This window comes from Amycolatopsis sp. NPDC049688 (genome assembly GCF_040674975.1).
In the GTDB taxonomy this organism is placed as follows: Bacteria; Actinomycetota; Actinomycetes; order Mycobacteriales; family Pseudonocardiaceae; genus Amycolatopsis.
This window is the reverse complement of the sequence record NZ_JBFANY010000005.1, coordinates 194957-212957: the sequence shown is the minus strand read 5'-3', so window position 1 is coordinate 212957 and position 18001 is coordinate 194957. Positions and strand designations below refer to the sequence as shown.

Below are 18001 nucleotides of genomic sequence, written 5' to 3'. Positions count from 1 at the left end.
GGCTAAGTTAACTACGTTAGAAAACCTAACACTGTTAGATGCGGAGTACCTCGTCATGGCCGAACACGTCATCATCGGCGCCGGTTCCATCGGCACGAACGTCGCCCGCCTGCTGGCCGAGCGCGGCGACACCGTCCGGATCGTCACGCGCAGCGGCTCCGGCCCCGCGCACCCGCTGATCGACCGGGTCGCCGCGGACGCCTCCGACCCGTCACGGATGACCGAGCTGTCCCGCGGCGCGAAGGTGATCTACCACTGCGCGAACCCGCCCTCGTACACGCTGTGGGAGCGCTTGTTGCCGCCCCTGCAGACCGCGGTGATCGCCGCCGCGAAGGCCAACGACGCGGTCCTCGCGCTCACCGGCAGCCTCTACGCCTACGGACCACAGCCCGGCGGCCGGATGAACGAGCACACACCCATGGCCGCCACCGGGCGCAAGGGCCGCCTCCGCAAACGGATGTGGGAAGAGGCCCTCACCGCGGGCATCCGCACCTTCGAGGCCCGCGGCTCCGACTACATCGGCAGGGACGCCAACGGCATCTACTCCCTGCTCATCGAGCCGGCCTTGAAGAAGGGCCGTACCGCATGGATCACGGGGCACCTGGACATGCCGCACACGTTCACCTTCAACGGCGACATGGCCAAAACCCTGGTGACCCTCGCCGAGGACGAACGCGCATGGGGCCGGGCGTGGCACGTGCCATCCCCACCGGCCGTCACCATCCGCGAGCTCGCACGACGCTACGCCCTCGCCGCGGGCCGGCCGCCGGTCAAACTGATCCAGCTGCCGCGCTTCGCAATGCGCACGGCCGGGCTGGTCGTGCCCATCGCCCGCGAGATGGCCGAGATGGACTACCAGTGGTACGCACCGTTTCACATGGACGCGACAGAGACGGCGGACACGTTCGGCCTGACCGCGACCGACCTAGACACCGCCATCCGCGACCAGGTCGGCGCGACCGAGGGGGAACACGCCGACGAGGGAATGCCGCCGAAGAGGTGACCAGCGTGTTGTCCATGCCGCCAGGTGGATCTCGCCGTCGCGGTTGCCGATGGCGGGCAGGTCCAGCTTCGCCTTCATGCCCGCAATTGCGTGATGGAGGGCCGGCCCGCTGCCAGCTCTGACCCAGCGCACGCTCATGCCGCAGGTGACGCACTCCTCCTGGGCTTGTGCAGGGCTACTGCAGACGGTCCGGCTGCCTTCTAGGCCGCCGTCGGCTCGGACAGCACAGCCGCCGCCCGCTCGCGCCGTTTCGTCGACATCGGCGACGTCGAAGCCGAGTACGGCGTCCCCTGGCTACGGGACGCCGCTGCCGGGGTGGATCAGCAGAGGGGAAGACCCGTCACTGGCCTCGGGGCCCATGATGTGCCCGAGCACGAGGGGGTAGGAGACTGCTTGCGCACCGAGATCACCGCGACGATTTGGGCGAACAGGAAGGAGGACATGGGACCAGTACAACGGTCCCGCGTTCATGTCGGTGGCGGTTGTTCCAGAAGCGTACCCCGACGACCGGCATCCTTGACGATTCTGTGCCTCACCCGAGCACGCTCCAGTGCGCGATCCGGCCGAGGTACCCAAGCAGGCTACTCCTCTGGGATAGACCACGAAATGAAAGAGCTGCGGAGAAACACCGCTCAGTGCCATAGTGGCCAAGCGACGGGAGGGAGAACCCATGCGACACGAACCGGTGATGCCCAAGCCCGGTCCTTTTGTTCCGAGGCAGCTACCCGCCCGCCCCCGGGCTTTCTGGGGGCGGGAAGAGCAACTTGCCTCGCTGGACAGGCAATCGACCAGCGATAGTCCTGACTGGCCGATCGTGGTGATCACCGGCATGCCGGGCGTCGGCAAGACTTTGCTGGCCATCGAATGGGCGTGGCGGCGAATTGACCAGTTTCCCGACGGAGTGTTATACGCCAATCTAAGAGGTTACTCGCCCGGCGAGCCGTTGCCGCCGAGTACTGCCTTACGCGGGTTCCTCGACGCCGTTGGCACTGCCTCAAATCAGGTCCCAGAGGACTTCGCCGCCCAAGCACGCCTGTATCGGTCCCTGATCGCGGACAAACGGATGCTGATCATCCTGGACGATGCAGGAGACTCTCGCCAGGTCATGCCATTACTGCCGGGAACCGCCTCGTGCACCGTCATTGTAACCAGTCGCAAGGTCCTCCCTCAACTGACCGTCCGCCACGGTGCGAGCCGACTGAAACTGGACACACTCCGGGAGCCGGAATCGCGGTCCTTACTGGCCCACCTTGTCGGAGCCGAGCGTGCCGCAGCCGAGCCGGGGGCCATCGACGAACTGGTCCGCGCCTGCGCCGGCCTCCCGCTGGCCCTGAGGCTTCTCGGCGGGCGGGCACAAGCACGCCCTCAACTGTCGTTGACCGACATCGCCACCCAGATTCGCACCGCCGTGCTCGAATTACAGGACGTAGACTCGGAAACCAACCTGCACTCGGTACTGTCCTGGTCCTACCGAGCCCTTCCTGACGATGTCGCGCGCTCCTTCCGGCTGATGAGCCTGGCGCCCGGACCGGACTTCGGGTTGAACGCCGCTGCTACCTTGAACCATCGGAGCATCGACCGGACTCGGCGCGCTCTGACGACCATGGAGCATGCCCACCTCGTCGAACGCCGGACGCCCGATCGGTACGCGTTACATGATTTGGTTCGCACCTACGCCCTTGAGCTTGTCCGTTCGGTTGACGCCGAGGTCGATCGGTCGGACGCGCGAGACAGGGTGATCGATTTCTACCTGCACACAGCGAAAGACGCGAACCAACAGCTGTCGCAGCGCAAAGACCGCCTGGAGCTCGGTCAATTCGTGCCCGGAACCATTCCCCTGACCTTGGCGGACGCGGCCGAGGCCCTGACGTGGTTCGACACCGAGCACATCTGCTTGCTTGCGGTGCAACGGATGGCCTCCACCTTGGGCCGGTACAACGCGGTTTGGCAGCTAGCCGCCGCCATGGACACATACCTCCGGCGCAAGGGCAGCCTGGACGACCGGCTCGCAAGCTGGCGGACGGCGCTCGCGGCAGCCGAGCACCTCGGCGACCCGGCTCCGCTCCTCGTCGCCCTCCGTCAGCTTGGCGATGCTTGCTCACGCACTGGGCAGCACACCGAAGCTCTCGAACTCGCCCAGCGATGCCTCGGGCTGACAGATTCGGCCGCGGCCGCCGACCAAGCCGAAGCCCACCGGACGCTGGCAATGATCCTCGAACGCCAAGGTGACGGCGAACGAGCTCTCGACCACGCCCTTCAGGCTCTCGACCGCGTCCGCTCGCTCGGTGACGGCCTCGCCGAAGCGGAGGTCCTCAACGCCGTCGCCCGATACGCCGCCCAGCTCGGCCATTTCGACCAAGCTCGCGACCACTGCAGAGCGGCACAGGAGCTGCACCGCTACCACCCCGACCGCGCCGGCGAGGCCGACACCCTGGACACCTTGGGCTACGTCGCCCACCACTCAGGCGAATATCCTCAAGCCCTCACGCTCTACCGGGAAGCTCTGCAACTGCGCCGCGACCTGCGTGACCACTACCAAGTCGCGGACACCCTGCGCAATCTCGGCGAGATCCACGCCGGCGTCGGCGACTACCACACTGCCCGGCTGTCCTGGACCGAGGCCCGCAAGCTGTTCACCGAGCAGGGCCGGGTGGACGATGCCGACGACACGCGGCACCAGATCGAAGCTCTCCACCATGCAGCGCCGGGTGACGCGGAAGAGGTCACGGTCCACACGTCCGGCGACGACGGCCAGCAGGTGCGAGACGCCCTAGTCGATCTCTTGGAAGTCGCCGGATTTGACGTCATTTCAGGCGACGTACCCCAGCACGGATCTTGGTTCCAACGCCTGTTCGTCACGCAGAAGAACCCCCAAGGCGGGGAAGAGCTGGGGCGGCTGGTGGCGGCCGCGGTAGCCAACCAGCTGGGCGGCACGGTGAACGGCTCAGTGATCCAAGGTCGCGACATTCACCTCAACCACAACACCGCAGGCGCCGGGCACAGCGAACAAGAAGCCAACGCGATCGCCCGGTTGCTCGAAGCGTGCCAAGCCCAGAGCGAGGTCGCCGTCTGCACCAGTTCGTTCGTGCTCGTCAAGGTCGACGGCCGGATCACCTGTTGGGTGCCCACCACCGAGACCATGCACATTCTGCGCGCGAACCCGCAACTGTTGCACTCACCAAGGGAACTGTTCGAAACACTTTCCCGACTTCCGGACAGTATTGCCGGTGGTCAATCGCACACGGGCCGACCACCCACGACCGCGCACGGCGACTTCCCCGCCTAGGGCCGAACATCGTCGCGCGCATTCCTCAGCTCTGAACCGCCGACTCCACCGAGGAGATCAAGAAAATTTCTTAAGAAAAGAGTTCACGCTAGCTGTATGAGGCCATGACGTTGGTGACGCCAGCGTGGAGCCTGGACGCTGGTGGCTGATCTCCGGCGGCAGTGTGTGGTCGATGGTAGTTGTAGTGGATGTTCCAGACGGCCAGAGCTGCGGTGCGATCGGCTTCGCTGAGCCAGACATGCGCGTAGAGGAATTCCTCGGCCAAGATCCTGTTGTAGCGTTCGACCTTGCCGTTGTGGCGTGGGGTATAGGGTGTGATTCGCTGGTGGCGGGCGCCGCGCAGGACGGTGGCGAAGTCTTTCGCGCGGTAGCAGGAGCCGTTGTCGGTGACGAGGCGGTGGATGTGGGTGATGCCGTGTCGGGCGAAGAACGCCCGGGCCCGGTGGACGAACCCGATCGCGGTGCGGGCGGTTTCGTCGGGCAGGGCTTCGGTGTAGGCCAGGCGGGAATAGCCGTCGACGGCAGAGTGCAAGTAGGTGTAGCGAGCCCGCCCGCCACGGGTTTTGGTGCGGGCGACCTTCCGGTCCTGGTCGCTGCCTTTGCCGTGGATCCGCCAGCCGCCGCCGTCGGGGATCTGCCCGATTTTCTTCACATCGAGGTGCACCCATGTGGCCGGGCCAGCGGGCGATGATCCGCCTCGGCTGGCGGTTGGTGGCTCCGGTCGGGTCGAGGAACCGGCGTCGATTGAGCCCAAGGTGCAGCAGGTGCCGGCCGACGGTGCGGACAGAGATCGTCACGCCTTCGGCGGCCAGCTCCGTGGCGATCCTTCGGGCGGAGTACTTCCGTTGCCGGCGTAGCTGCTCAATCCGGACCACAACCTCGGCCGGCGTGGCGGTGGGCTGGCGGTGCGGGGCGCTCGACCGGTCGAGCAGGCCAGCCTCGCCGTAGCGGCGCCAGCGGTTGACCCACTTGGATGCGCATTGCCGCGAGATGCCCATCTCAGCGGCGACGTGGGCGATCGGGCGAACCTGGCAACGCGCTACGAGCCGGCGGCGGCCCTCGAGCGACAGCGGGGCATTACGGTGGGACACGGACGGGTCTTTCTCTCGGCAGGACGAGTGGGTCGCACTTCTCATCCTGCCGCCGAAAGACCCGTCCCTCGTCTCAGGTCCCGTCGGCCGTCACCAACGTCATGACCCGCAACAGCTAGCTATTAATTCGCCATCAAGACGTGCAGAATTCGGTTCGGTAGCCGCTCCTCTGCGATATCGAGAACCTGCTCAAGAGGTACGGCAAGTTCTGATGCATCAAGGTCGATCGCCGCAGACCATGCCGCAGGCTCGTACCGAGTGAGGCTCGAAAGCCCGAGCAGTATCGACCACCAGAGCATGAGAGGATGCGGACAGGCAGCGCCGGCGATCTCCGGGAGGGCATACCCGACGAACTCTGGAATCTTACTATGCCGGTACCCCGGAGCAATCTCCACGACAGACGCGAACTCGCGCGTTTTATTCCATATCTCATTCAGGGTCGTAACAGGCGGGCAACGCAGCCCGATGATCGCAGCCCTGTCCGGCCGGTTCTCATTGCGGACAACCTCTTCGCCAGGAGCGGCTTCCTCTGGTCCTTGCGATCCTTGCTTGACGGCAAATGCGTCACGAAGCGAAGGATAGCCCGCTAGTGCGGCGGTAATCTCCCGTGCAGTGGTCCCCGGCACGTCGATCGGCATGGTGACGGTTCCATTCGTGTGAACGACGCTGGCTTCATATCCGACCGCAGCTCCCGCCGGAGGTTGCAGATCTCCCAGCTCCAGCTTGATGGGGCGTCTCCAGGCTGCCGAAGATCCGGGAATTCGCACATCCAGGAGATCCGGGTTCGCAGCCCAGAGCTCGCCGAGCTGAGCCGACGCCACCAAGCTTGAGGAGCGGATCGCGGCGGCAGTTCCGTGATACGAGTCCTGCGAACCAGACATCGGCGTCACAGTGCTTCGAATGATCTGACCGGGATTCGATCCCACCTTCAGGCCATGTCCGCGAAGTTGCCATGGATCAGGCAGGTGAGCGGCCGCGATAGCTCGCCCGGCTTGGCTCAACGCATAGAACAGGGGCAAAGCCTTAGTAGCGTAACTCGCCGACGCTGCCGCCTCTGCGAGTTCTTCGGCTTGCCGAAGGGCAGCAACGAAGGTTCCCTTTCGATCGACATCTCCAGCCGCCAGCCCCGGAGGGGTTGCCCGTAGCGCTCGGAGCTCCTGCCAGCTTGTCAACCGTGCCATCCACGCATTTTCGCACGCGCTGGAGTACTCAGCTGTCCGCGGTCTCCAGACCATGCTTCGGGCCAGCCCGCCGGATTCATCCAATACTTGGGCGACCAACTACGAAACTTGCGGCGCGCTCAGTTGACTCCCGTCTGCGACGTCCGCGATGAAACGTGCGAATTGGCAGTTTCAGATGCCGCGCTGTCCGTGTTCTTCGTGGAACACGGACAGCGGCACCGGCGGTCCAGCTCATCCCGTAGCAAGTGCCCCTGAACCATGGTCATGCGGGCTATCGTGAGCGTCCGCCCGCCGGCGCCTTGGCCGAGCCGCCGCCCATCGTTCTCGAGGCCCCCTCTTGCCAGGCAGACGTCGGCAACTGGTCGCCGTGACCGTCTACTCGGGCGTCCAGGATGCAGACCCGGCGGACGGTCGACCGGGTCGATCAGCAGACAGCACCGTGACGACCTCAGCGTCTGGGCTGGCATGAGATCAGAGCGGTCAAGGTCAACGCCCATCACGTAGCCGGCCGACGTCTGGACATCGAATCCGGCGCTCTGCCACTGCACGGTGTTCAATTGCACGTGGACAGGAACCGTCACGGCGTTGGCCGAGTCCGCGAAGGTGACACAGCCAGCCTGACTCCCTTGTAGCGGCGTCTCGAAGCTCTTCGGCGGCGAGTTTCCTGCTCGGCGGGCGACGTCGTCGCAGCCGATCAGCGATGCGGACCCGAATCTGCCGCCGACCGTGTCGTGACCTGCGCCGCGGTTGAGGACGGCGAGCACGCCCGCGGCGACGCCGATCACGACAACCACGCCGATGGCCACGATGGCGATGATCCAGCCGGTCCGTGAACCTTCCCTGGCGGGCGGGAGCCCTCCGCCGTGATACTGCGGGCCCCGGCAAACCGATGCGTTCCCGGCCGGATCGGATACCTCAGGTTAGCGCTCGCTTACAATGGCCGGGATCGGGCCGGCCGTCGGGGCCGCCGGTGGGGCGGGGCTATCTGGGAGGATCAGCGGATGACGATGTCGCTGTCGGCCGAACTGTGGCCGGACGTGCAGCCCGAGACCGCGCGGCGGCTGATGCTCGCCGGGGTCGAGGCCTTCGCCAAGCGGGGGTACCACGCCACCACCACGCGGGACATCGCCGGGGCCGCGGGGATGTCGCCCGCCGCGCTCTACGTGCACTTTCCCTCCAAGGCCGCGCTGCTGTTCGCCATCAGCCGGTACGGGCACGAGCAGACCCTCGCGCTCGTCGAGAACGTCGTCGCGAAGGAAGCCGATCCCGTCGAACGGATCCGGCTCATCGTCGAGGACTTCGTGGCCTGGCACGCGCGGCGGCACACCGTCGCCCGGGTGGTCCAGTACGAGCTGCAGGCCCTTCCCGAGCAGGAGTTCGAGGTGGTCGCCGAGCTGCGGCGGCGGATCGAGCGGATCGTGCGGGAAGTCATCGCCGAGGGCGCCGCCGGTGGCGTGTTCACCGTCTCCGACCCGCACGTCGCCGCGCGGGCCGTGCTCTCGCTCGGGGTCGACGTCGCCCGCTGGTACACCGAGCGGGCCCGGCAGACCCCCACCGCGCTGGGCAAGGAGTACGGCGGGCTCGTGCTCCGCATGCTCGGCGTGATGCCCGTCACAGACTGAGCGGTCGTTCAACAAGGCTGCACAGTAGCGGTCATATTCTGTCCGCTTTCTCTGCCAGAGTGACGCCGTGCCGAAACTGGACAGCCGCGCCCTCAACCGCGCCACCCTCGCCCGCCAGCTGCTGCTCGAACGCTCGCCGCTGCCCGTGTCCGACGCCGTGGCGCACCTCGGCGGTCTGCAGGCGCAGGAGCCGCAGGAACCGTTCACCGGGCTGTGGTCGCGGCTGCGCGGGTTCGCCCCCGCGGCGCTGGACGACCTGCTGACCGGCCGGCAGGTCGTGCGGACCCACCTCATGCGCCGGACCGTGCACCTGCTCACGGCCGGCGACGTGCTCGCGTGGCGGACCCGCTTCGACGCGATGCTGCGCCAGCGCGTCCTCGGCACCTACCGCCGCGAACTCGCGGAGGTCGACCTCGGCGAGCTCGCGGCCGCGGGCCGGGAGGTGCTGGCCGACGGCGAGCCGCGCTCGATGGGCGAGCTGGCCCGTGCGGTCGCCGGCCGCTGGCCCGCGGCGGGGCCGCGGCCGCTCGGGGAGATGCTGGTCGCCGCGCTGATCCCGATGGTCCAGCTGCCGCCGCGCGGGCTGTGGCGGACCAGGGCCGGCGTGCGCAACCTGCCGCTGACGGCGTGGCTGGGCCGCGACGGCGACCCGCTCGACCCGGCCGACGGCGTCGGGCAGGTCCTGGTGCGCCGCTACCTGGCGGCCTTCGGCCCGGCGGCGACGGCGGACCTGCGCGCGTGGTCCGGCCTGGCCGGGCTGCCGGCGGCCGTGAAAAAAGTACGCGAGGAGCTGGTGGCGTTCCGCGACGAGCGCGGCCGCGAGCTGCTCGACCTGCCGGACGCCCCGCGCCCCGGCCCGGACACCCCGGCGCCGGTCCGGTTCCTGCCGGCGTTCGACAACGCGATCCTCGGCTACGACGACCGCACCCGCATCATCGACGACGCCCACCGCGGGCTGTCGGTGGCGGGCGAGCGGGTGGTGCTGGTGGACGGCCGGGTCAGCGCGACCTGGACGACCGACGGCGGCGCGGTGGTGGTGCGGCCGCTGCGCCGGCTGACCGGGCAGGAACGCCGCGAGGTGACAGCCGAGGGAAGCGAGCTCGCGGCTTTCCTGAGCGACGGCGAGAGCGACCGGACGCGGATCGAGTCCCGCTGAACCTCACCCGACCGCCCGCGCGAACCGCTCCGCCACCTCCCGCAACCGCTCCACCAGCCCGTCCGGCGCCTCCTCCACCACGAAGTCGTACCCCCACTGAGCCAGGTGGTACGGCACCGTGTCCAGGGTGTTCGCCCCGGTCCGAACCCGGCAGCAGTGCTCGTCGATCGCCTCCACCACCCCCGACGTCGGCGGGATCCGGCGCGCCAGCACTTCCGCCGGCGCGGCCACGCGCAGCACGAACCGGTGCGGGTACGGCGCCGTCGAGATCTGGCGGGAGACGTACTCGGCGAGGTCCGCGGCCGGCGGCTCGCGCGGGGCGAACCGGAAGCCCGCCGACGGCACGCCGTCGATCCGGTCCACCCGGAACGTCCGCCACGCGTCGCGGTCGAGGTCGAACGCCACCAGGTACCAGCGCCGTCCCGTGTGGACCAGCCGCAGCGGCTCCACCGACCGTTCCGTCGCGGCCCCCGTGCGGTCGCCGTAGCCGAAACGCAGGCGCTCGTGGTCGCGGCAGGCCGCGGCGATCGTCGTCAGCACCGACGCGTCCACCGTCGGCCCCGCCCCCGGCAGCGAGACCGTCGCGGCCTGCAGGGCACCGACCCGGGGGCGCAGGCGCGCCGGCAGCACCTGCTCCAGCTTCGCCAGCGCGCGCACCGACGTCTCCTCGATGCCGCTGACCGTGCCGCTCGCCGCCGTGCGCAGGCCGACCGCGACCGCCACCGCTTCGTCGTCGTCCAGCAGCAACGGGGGCAGCGCCGCGCCCGCGCCGAGCCGGTAGCCGCCCGCCACGCCGGGTGTCGCGTGCACCGGGTAGCCCAGGGAACGCAGCCGCTCGACGTCGCGGCGGATCGTGCGGACGTCGACCTCGAGCCGGGCCGCCAGGTCCGCGCCCGGCCAGTCCCGGCGGGCCTGCAACAGAGACAACAGCCGGAGCAGGCGTTCCGAAGTGCCGTACATGGCACGCAGTGTGCCAGACATCGCGGACAGATCCGGTCCGCGATCCGCCGGATAGTGCAGTCGGGCGGCCGAACACTTGCCAGGCGCCGCCCCGGCCGGAAAGAGTGGCGCATGCCGATCGACCCGCACACGCTGCTCGCCGTCGCCCGCGAAGAAGCCGAGCTGGGCAAGGCCGAAGGCGGCGTGCCGATCGGGGCCGCGCTGTTCGACACCGCGGGCACCCTGCTCGGCCGCGGGCACAACCGGCGCGTGCAGGACGGCGACCCGTCGATGCACGCCGAGACCGCGGCCTTCCGCAACGCCGGCCGCCGCCCGCACTACCGCGACACGATCATGGTCACGACGCTCTCGCCGTGCTGGTACTGCTCCGGGCTCGTCCGTCAGTTCGGTATCGGGCGCGTGGTCATCGGCGAGGCGAAGACGTTCCACGGCGGTCACGACTGGCTCGCCGGGCTGGGCGTCGAGATCACCCTGCTCGACGACCCCGGCTGCACCGCGCTGATGACGGAGTTCATCGCCGCGCGCCCGGACCTGTGGTTCGAGGACATCGGGGTCGAGAAGTCCGACTAGGACAGTGTCGGACCGACAGCGCTGGACGAGGAGCCGGTATGCCGTCATCCGTTCCGCTCGTGGACCTTTCGCCGTGGTTCGCGGGCACGTCCGAAGGCCGCGCCGACGTCGCCGCCCGGATCGACGAGGCCCTGCGGGAGTCCGGCTTCCTGCTGGTCACCGGGCACGGCGTGCCGGCGGACCTGCGCACGCGGACCCGCGAGCTGGCGCGGCGGTTCTTCGCGCTGCCCGAGGACGTCAAGCAGCGCTACGCCGTGACCGTCGGCGGCCGCGGCTGGCTGCCGCCCGGCGTCGAGGCCAACGGCTACGCGGAGGGCACCGAGACCCCGCCGGACCTCAAGGAGTCCTACTCCGCGGGCGCGGACCACAAGCTCGGCGTCGCCGAAATCGACGGGTTCTGGTTCCAGCCCAACGTCTGGCCGCACGAGGTGCCCGGCCTCGGCGAGGCGGCCACCGAGTACATGCGCCGGATGCGGGCGCTCTCGGACCACCTGCTGGAGATCTTCGCCGCGGCGCTCGGCCTCGCGGAAAGCCACTTCACCCGGCACACCGCGCACCCGACGTACACGTTCAACATCAACTGGTACCCGCCGATGACCCACGTCGGCCCGCCGGAGCCGGACCAGTTCCGGATCGGCCCGCACACCGACTTCGGCACCGTCACCGTGCTCGACCGCCAGGCCGGGCTGGGTGGCCTGCAGGTCTGCACGGCCGGCGGCGAATGGGAGGACGCGCCGTTCCACCCGGACGCGTTCACGGTGAACATCGGGGACCTGATGGCCCGCTGGACCGGCGACCGCTGGCGGTCGACGCGCCACCGCGTCCTGCCGCCGCCGGCGTCGGCCCCCGACGAGGACCTGGTCTCCCTGATCTTCTTCTACGAAACCGACCACGACGCCCGGATCACGTCGCTGGCGCCGCCGCTGGGCACCCGGACCTACCCCGAGGTGATCGCGTCGGAGTACCTGCGGGAGAAGCTCGACGCCATCACGATGAGCTGACGTCCGGTTCGGCGCAGAAGGTCCGGTTGCGGCCCGCCGCTTTCGCCCGCAGCAACGCCGTTTCCGCGGCCAGCAGCGCGTCCGCGAGGACGCCGCCGGCCGCGCAGTCCGCCACGCCGATCGACACCGTCACGCCGACGAACTGCGGGCCGTCGCCCGACGCCTTCAGCGCCACCAGCGTCGAGGCGATCCGCAGCCGGATCCGCTCGGCGATCGCCATCGCGTCGAAGGCGCCGGTGCCGGGCAGCAGCACCGCGAACTCCTCGCCGCCCGAGCGCCCCACGAGGTCGGCGGCCCGCACCTCGTCGCGCAGGGTGCCGGCGACCGCGCGCAGGACGGCGTCGCCGATGCGGACGCCGTAGCGGTCGTTGAGCAGGCGGAAGTGGTCGAGGTCGAGCAGCAGCACGGCCGGACCGGGGCTGTGCCCGCCGAGGCGGTCCAGCCGGGCCTCGGCGGCGCCGCGCCAGGACGCGGCGGTCAGCACGCCGGTGCCGGGATCGAGGGTGACGTGGTCGCGGCGGCCGGCCCCCAGCCCGCCGCGGTGCAGCACCACGGTGGCGCCGGCCAGCAGCGGCACCAGCAGCGGCGCGGCGACGACGGCCCAGGCCAGCGGCAGGCCGAACGCCGTCATCGCGGCGTCGAAGGCGTGCCCCGGTGCGGCGTCGCGCGGGCGGCGGGGCCCGTCGGCGCCGGTCACGAGGGCGGCGTTCACCGCGAGGAACACCACCCCGGCGACGGTGAGCAGGCCGACGGTCCGGGCGTCGAGGACCTCGCCGAGCGGCCGGACCCCGGTCGCGGTGAGGAAGGCACCGGCGGCGAGCCCGGCCAGCGCCGTCGCCGCGGCGCCGGACACCTGCCGGTACCCGGGTCTTCTGCGGACCCGGAACCACTGGTGCAGCGCGGAGAGCACGACCAGCGCGACGGCGAGTCCCGGGCGGAGCACGAGCACCCCGGCGAAGACCCACGGCGTGTCGACGCCGGGGCCGAGCAGGGTGTCCTCGCGGTGGCGTTCCACCGGCCGCGCGAGTTCGGCCGACACCAGCATCCCGCCCAGGAGCAGCGCGAACGGCGCGAGCATCGCGGGCAGGGGCGGGAAGCGGAGGGCGGCGAGCACGACGGCGGCGACGGCGAGCGCGTCCACCCCGAGGAGGTAGCAGACCTGGCCGCGGCGCGGCAGCCGCCACAGCGCCCACCGCCGCGGGGACCAGCGCTGCGGGAGGAGGGCGGCCAGCAACCGGCCAGGGCGGCGTTCCCCGCCGGCGGCGACCGTGGAATCCCCCACCATTTCGGCAAAGTAGCCGGAATGCGGGCCGGTGTCGATCCGCCTTCAGGGGAATTCGACCTAGGTGGTCCGGACGACTCCGTGGGTCATTTTCCGACTGGCGGAGGGTTGACACGCAATATTGGTCTAGTCCATTGTGTGGTGGCACACAGCACTCCTCCCGGGTTGATCCCGCCGCCTCAAACCGGAGGTGCTCCACCCTGCATTCGGAGGACCCCCATGAAATCAGTGCGCCGTCTAGTCACCCTCGCCGCGGCCGCCTCGGCCGCGCTGGCGACGACGGTCGGGCTCGCCCCGCAGGCCATGGCCGCGGTCGACCCGGTGCTCGCCTCCCCGTACCTCTACCAGTGGGGCGGCCAGACCAGCCCGACCGCGGCGATGTCCGCGACCGGCGTGAAAGCGTTTACGCTCGCGTTCGTCCTGTCGGACGGGACCTGCAACCCGAAGTGGGACGGCAGCCGTTCACTGACCGGCTCGGACAAGACGATGATCCAGAACATCCGCAACGCCGGCGGGGACGTGATCCCCTCCTTCGGCGGGTGGTCCGGCACGAAGCTGGGCTCGAAGTGCACGTCGGCCTCCGCGCTGGCGGGTGCGTACCAGAAGGTGATCGACGCCTACGGCCTCAAGGCGATCGACCTCGACATCGAGAACACCGACGAGTTCCAGAACAACACGGTCCAGGACCGCATCCTGGGCGCGGTCAAGCTGACCAAGCAGAAGAACCCGAACCTGCGCGTGGTGATCACCATCGGCACCACCACGACCGGCCCCGACTCGTGGGGCAAGCGCCTGATCAACCAGGCCAAGGCGATCGGCGCGCCGGTCGACGTCTGGTCGGTCATGCCGTTCGACTTCTCCGGCGGCGGCGACATGGCCGCGCTGACGAAGTCCGCGGTCGACGGGCTGAAGAACCAGCTCAAGACCACGTTCGGCTGGAGCGACGACACCGCCTACCGGCACAGCGGCCTCTCCTCGATGAACGGCAAGACCGACAACGCGGGCGAGACGGTCACGGTCTCGAACTTCACCTCCATCCGCAGCTACGCGACGAGCCACCACCTGGCCCGCTTCACGTTCTGGGCCACCAACCGCGACTGCAGCGGCGGCGGCGAATGCAGCGGCATCACGCAGGACAAGTACGCGTTCACCAAGGTCGTCGCCGGCTACACCGGCTGACACGGGGCCCGTAGTGGGGCAGTCGGAGGCCCTCTCACCGGCATCGGGGTCGGTGAGGGGGCCTTCGCGGGTCAGCGCCGCCAGCCGCCGCAGTAGTACGGGTTGCACTGGTAAGGATTCCACCCGGGCGCCCAGGTGGACGGCTTCGTCGTGACCGGCGGCGGGGGCGGCAGCTCGACGGTCACGGTCGGGGTGGGCGTCGGCGTCCGCCGCGCGTGCATGACGACCGGCGACGGCGTGGTCGTCTCGGTGGGCGCGGCCACCGCGGTGGACGACGCCGGGACGGCGGTGGCCGGCTGCAGCTGCGGGAACTGCGTGGACCCGGGCACGGAGTCCGGCCGCGTCGCGAGCACGAGCACCAGCCCGCCGAGCACGACGATCACCGCCGACGCCAGGGCCATCCGCGCCGCACCGCTGGGCCCGGGGCCGGCCCCGGTGTCCCGGCGCGCCGCGAGCTCGGCCGCCCGCGAACCCGGTTTGCGCGGCCGCGCGCCGGTCTGCCGGAGCAGTTCGTCGACCGTGACCCGGTCCCGTCGCCTGCGCGCACTGCGCGTCATGCACGACCTCCACCCGATACCCCCGCCGCCGCGCTCGCCCGCGGCCGCATGATCCGGGTGGATAGTAGAAACCGTTGCGGGAAAAGTAAACGCGCTGATCGGAGCGGTCTCGTTACCGTTCCGAGACAACCGGATCGCGTTCCCGGCCGTAGCCGTCAACGAGGCGGCGAGCCACCGCGGCCCGGCCGCGCCCGCAAGCCGTCAGCGCGCCACCAACCGCCGTCCCAGTCCGGCCACCCGGCGGGTCACCGGGGTGAACTCCGGCAGCCTCAGCACCGCCAGCAGCCCGAACGGCACCGCCATCCCCAGCAACCCCTGTACCGGCAGCTTCACCCACGCCCCCGGGATCACCCCGAGCGACGCCGGCACCGCGTACCCGGCCAGCACCGCCGCCACCACCCCCAGCCCGCTCACCGACAGCGTGATCAACCCGACCCGCAGTGAGCGCTTGCTGCGCAGGTGGCCGAGCCGGACCCACAGCCACACCTGCCCCAGCACCGCGCCGACCACGAACCCGGCGCCGTTGACCAGCATCACGCCGTAGACGATGTGCTCGCCGTCGAGCAGGCCGCGGCAGAGCAGCAGCAGCGGGATCTTCACCGCCGTCATCACCAGCATGATCAGGGTCGGCGTGCGAGCGTCCTTCATCGCGTAGAACACCCGCAGCTGCAGCATGACCAGCGCGAACGGCAGCAGCCCGACCGCGGAGACGGCCAGGGTCTGGCCTAGCCGCTCGGCGTCGTCCAGGGTGCCGCGGCCCCAGGTGAAGATCGCGATGCCGATCGGCGTTCCGACCACCGCCAGCACCGCCGAAATCGGCACGAACAGCACCGTCGACATGCGGGAGGCCAGCGAGAGGTCGCCGACGAGCGACACCGTGTCGCCGTCCGCGGCGGCGCGGCTCATCCGCGGCATCAGCGCCGTCAGCAGCGAGACGCCGAGGATGCCGTACGGCAGCTGGAACAGCAGCGACGCGTAGCTGTAGGCCGTGACGCCGCCGCTGTTGCCGCCGGTCAGCACGCGGGTGGTGACGACGAACCCGACGTGGCTGACCACGACGTAGCCGAGGATCCATGCGGCGAGCCCGCCGAACTCCCTGATCCGCGGGTCGAAGCCCCAGCGCCAGCGGAACCGGAACCCGGTGCGCAGCAACGCCGGGATCAGCACGAGCGCCTGCGCGACGATGCCGAGCGTGGTGCCGAGGCCGAGCACGAGCAGCTTCGGGTCGCTCATCCGGACCGGGTCGAGGGTCAGCTCGCCCGGCACCAGCGCGAACAGCACGAGCGTGCCGGTGACGACGACGTTGTTCAGCACCGGCGCCCAGGCCGGCGGGCCGAAGACGTTCTGCGCGTTGAGGATCGCCGAGAGCAGCGCGAACAGCCCGTAGAACAGGATCTGCGGCAGCAGCAGGTACGCCAGCGCGGTGGTCAGCCCGGGGTTCGCGGTCGGAGACGATTTGTCGACGTAGAGGGCGGTGAACAGCGGGGCGATGGCCACCGCGACCGCCGTGCCGACGACGAGCAGCACCAGCGCCATCGTGATCAGCCGCTGCGTGTAGGCGCGGCCGCCGTCCGGGTCGTCGTGGGAGCGGACCAGCAGCGGCACCACGACGCTGGCCAGGACACCGCCGAAGAGCAGCTCGAAGACGATGTTGGGCAGGGTGTTCGCGACGGTGAAGGAGTCGTTGGCCACCCCGGTCCCGACCACGGCGGCCAGCAGCAGCTTCGCGACGAACCCGGTGACCCGGCTGACGGCGGAGGCGACCGCCATCCGGCCGCTGGAGCGGGCCAGCGACGAGCCGGCTCCTTCCCCGCGGCCGGCGCTGACCGGCGAAGCGGGCGGCCGCGCGACGATCTGGCCGGCGAACTCGTCGTAGGGCCGCCGCGAGACGTCGAGGTCACGGGTCGGCCAGTGCGGGCCCCGCAGCTCGCTCGGGAGGAAGACCGTGGCCTCGTCGTCGACCGGTGGTGGGTGCTCCGCCATGAGGACAAGCCTGCCAGGTCAGGAGCACGCGCGGGAGACCGAACACCTGTTCGAGACCGCGACGGTCCGTGATGTTCAGGCGGCGGCGGTGACCGCCAGCGCGGCCCGCCCGGCTTCGGTCAGCTCGGCGGTCACGCGCCCGGTGCCGCCTTCGACGGCGGGCCGCAGGTAGCCGCCGTGGGCGAGGGCGTGCGCGGTGATCTGATCGCAGCAGGCGAATCCGTCGACGAAGAGGTCGGGCTCGCAGCTGCACGACATCTGCGCACGGCCCGCGGCCACCGCCTTCAGCATCGCCATCGCGCGGTGGGTGAGCTCGACTCCTGAACCGGACACCGGTCTGCCTTCCTCTTTCGTCGCTACAACGAGTTATTCGCCCGTTGGGCCGATTGTGTTACTTACGGCACTATGACGTTCGGGGGGCGGGTGAGGTTCCGTCCGGTCTCGGTGCGGTCGGGTTCGAGGGAAAAGATGTCCTCGCCGGACGGGCAGGCGCCGGGATGCCCTGCCCGCTCCTTTGCCTGGTTGCTCAGCCGAGCCGCAGCTCCAGCGTTCGGGCCCACTCGCGGACGATCTGCCGTCTCCGCCTTGCGTCGTCGGTCAGGAGGTTGGCCAGGCCCAGGCCGCGGGCCAGGTCCAGGGTGGCCTGGACCAGTTCGCGGGCCCCCGGGCGGGACTCGTCGACCCCCAGGAGCTCCACTGTCACGCGGTGGGCCTCGCGGCCCACCCGCGCTTCCAGCGGGACCAGCACGTCCCGTAGGGCGTCGTCGGTTGCCGCCACCGACCACAGTTGCAGGGCCGCTCGGAACAGCGGGCCGGTGTACAGGTTCAGGACCATTTCGACGACGCGCTCGATGCGGGATGCTCCGCTCGGCAGGTCGGCTGCCTGGGCGCGCAGCTCGTCGATCTGGGCCTCGCCCAGCAGGTCGACCGCCGCCACCACGAGGTCCTCGCGGGCCGGGAAGTGGTGCTGGGCTGCGCCGCGGGAGACGCCGGCGCGTTCGGCGATGCCGGCCACCGTCACGCCGTGCCAGCCGCGCTCGGCGAAGCTGTCGAGGGCGGCCTCGACCAATCGGCGCCGCGTGGTGCGGCTGCGTTCCTGCTGGGGTTCGCGGATGCCGGTCAAGACGCTC

The 18001-nt window shown here is 70.0% G+C and carries 15 protein-coding genes and 1 pseudogene; 7 read left to right on the top strand and 9 right to left on the bottom strand.

Features of this window, described 5'->3' with window-relative positions:
* The first annotated feature begins 55 nt into the window (after positions 1 to 55).
* Together AB0J55_RS19940 and AB0J55_RS19935 are read left to right on the top strand one after the other, a co-directional pair.
* On the top strand, positions 56 to 1003 hold the full coding sequence (locus AB0J55_RS19940) for an NAD-dependent epimerase/dehydratase family protein (RefSeq protein WP_364250088.1): 948 nt from the start codon (positions 56 to 58) through the stop codon (positions 1001 to 1003).
* A 670-nt stretch (positions 1004 to 1673) separates the two neighbouring features.
* Positions 1674 to 4289 carry a tetratricopeptide repeat protein gene (locus AB0J55_RS19935; protein ID WP_364250085.1) on the top strand — a complete coding sequence of 872 codons (2616 nt, stop codon included), beginning with the start codon at positions 1674 to 1676 and terminating at the stop codon, positions 4287 to 4289.
* A gap of 88 nt (positions 4290 to 4377) precedes the next feature.
* Here AB0J55_RS19935 and AB0J55_RS19930 read toward each other — a convergent pair.
* The 3 genes and pseudogenes from AB0J55_RS19930 to AB0J55_RS19920 form a co-directional block, all read right to left on the bottom strand.
* A pseudogene (locus AB0J55_RS19930) lies at positions 4378 to 5380 on the bottom strand (IS481 family transposase).
* A gap of 122 nt (positions 5381 to 5502) precedes the next feature.
* Positions 5503 to 6261 carry a hypothetical protein gene (locus AB0J55_RS19925; RefSeq protein ID WP_364250082.1) on the bottom strand — a complete coding sequence of 253 codons (759 nt, stop codon included), beginning with the start codon at positions 6259 to 6261 and terminating at the stop codon, positions 5503 to 5505.
* A gap of 419 nt (positions 6262 to 6680) precedes the next feature.
* Positions 6681 to 7367, bottom strand: coding sequence for a hypothetical protein (locus tag AB0J55_RS19920; protein ID WP_364250079.1), 687 nt, complete (start codon positions 7365 to 7367; stop codon positions 6681 to 6683).
* A 195-nt stretch (positions 7368 to 7562) separates the two neighbouring features.
* Between AB0J55_RS19920 and AB0J55_RS19915 the strand changes: the two genes are divergently transcribed.
* Entirely contained in the window at positions 7563 to 8183 is a 621-nt protein-coding gene (locus AB0J55_RS19915; RefSeq protein ID WP_364250076.1) for a TetR/AcrR family transcriptional regulator, read from the top strand.
* 67 nt (positions 8184 to 8250) lie between these two features.
* The gene (locus tag AB0J55_RS19910) at positions 8251 to 9339 is read left to right on the top strand and encodes a winged helix DNA-binding domain-containing protein (RefSeq protein ID WP_364250073.1); all 1089 of its coding nucleotides are present in this window, start codon (positions 8251 to 8253) and stop codon (positions 9337 to 9339) included.
* A gap of 3 nt (positions 9340 to 9342) precedes the next feature.
* On the opposite strand, the gene AB0J55_RS19905 is transcribed toward AB0J55_RS19910, so the two are convergent.
* Entirely contained in the window at positions 9343 to 10299 is a 957-nt protein-coding gene (locus tag AB0J55_RS19905) for a YafY family protein (RefSeq protein ID WP_364250071.1), read from the bottom strand.
* A gap of 111 nt (positions 10300 to 10410) precedes the next feature.
* On the opposite strand from AB0J55_RS19905, the gene AB0J55_RS19900 reads away from it, so the two are divergent.
* Together AB0J55_RS19900 and AB0J55_RS19895 are read left to right on the top strand one after the other, a co-directional pair.
* A complete protein-coding gene (locus tag AB0J55_RS19900; protein WP_364250068.1) occupies positions 10411 to 10869 on the top strand; it encodes a nucleoside deaminase in 459 nt (152 codons plus the stop codon).
* A gap of 38 nt (positions 10870 to 10907) precedes the next feature.
* Positions 10908 to 11870: a 2-oxoglutarate and iron-dependent oxygenase domain-containing protein gene (locus AB0J55_RS19895; RefSeq protein WP_364250065.1), complete on the top strand. Its 963-nt coding sequence runs from the start codon at positions 10908 to 10910 to the stop codon at positions 11868 to 11870.
* On the opposite strand, the gene AB0J55_RS19890 is transcribed toward AB0J55_RS19895, so the two are convergent.
* Positions 11857 to 13155 carry a GGDEF domain-containing protein gene (locus AB0J55_RS19890; protein WP_364250062.1) on the bottom strand — a complete coding sequence of 433 codons (1299 nt, stop codon included), beginning with the start codon at positions 13153 to 13155 and terminating at the stop codon, positions 11857 to 11859. The genes AB0J55_RS19895 and AB0J55_RS19890 overlap by 14 nt on opposite strands.
* 216 nt (positions 13156 to 13371) lie before the next feature.
* Between AB0J55_RS19890 and AB0J55_RS19885 the strand changes: the two genes are divergently transcribed.
* Entirely contained in the window at positions 13372 to 14331 is a 960-nt protein-coding gene (locus AB0J55_RS19885) for a chitinase (RefSeq protein WP_364250059.1), read from the top strand.
* Positions 14332 to 14402: 71 nt separating this feature from the next.
* Here AB0J55_RS19885 and AB0J55_RS19880 read toward each other — a convergent pair whose 3' ends face one another.
* The 4 genes from AB0J55_RS19880 to AB0J55_RS19865 form a co-directional block, all read right to left on the bottom strand.
* Positions 14403 to 14888: a hypothetical protein gene (locus tag AB0J55_RS19880; RefSeq protein ID WP_364250056.1), complete on the bottom strand. Its 486-nt coding sequence runs from the start codon at positions 14886 to 14888 to the stop codon at positions 14403 to 14405.
* A gap of 201 nt (positions 14889 to 15089) precedes the next feature.
* Positions 15090 to 16871, bottom strand: coding sequence for a murein biosynthesis integral membrane protein MurJ (murJ, locus tag AB0J55_RS19875; RefSeq protein ID WP_364250053.1), 1782 nt, complete (start codon positions 16869 to 16871; stop codon positions 15090 to 15092).
* A gap of 75 nt (positions 16872 to 16946) precedes the next feature.
* Positions 16947 to 17204, bottom strand: coding sequence for a hypothetical protein (locus AB0J55_RS19870; protein ID WP_364250050.1), 258 nt, complete (start codon positions 17202 to 17204; stop codon positions 16947 to 16949).
* A gap of 193 nt (positions 17205 to 17397) precedes the next feature.
* A complete protein-coding gene (locus AB0J55_RS19865; RefSeq protein WP_364250047.1) occupies positions 17398 to 17994 on the bottom strand; it encodes a TetR/AcrR family transcriptional regulator in 597 nt (198 codons plus the stop codon).
* Positions 17995 to 18001 lie beyond the last annotated feature (7 nt).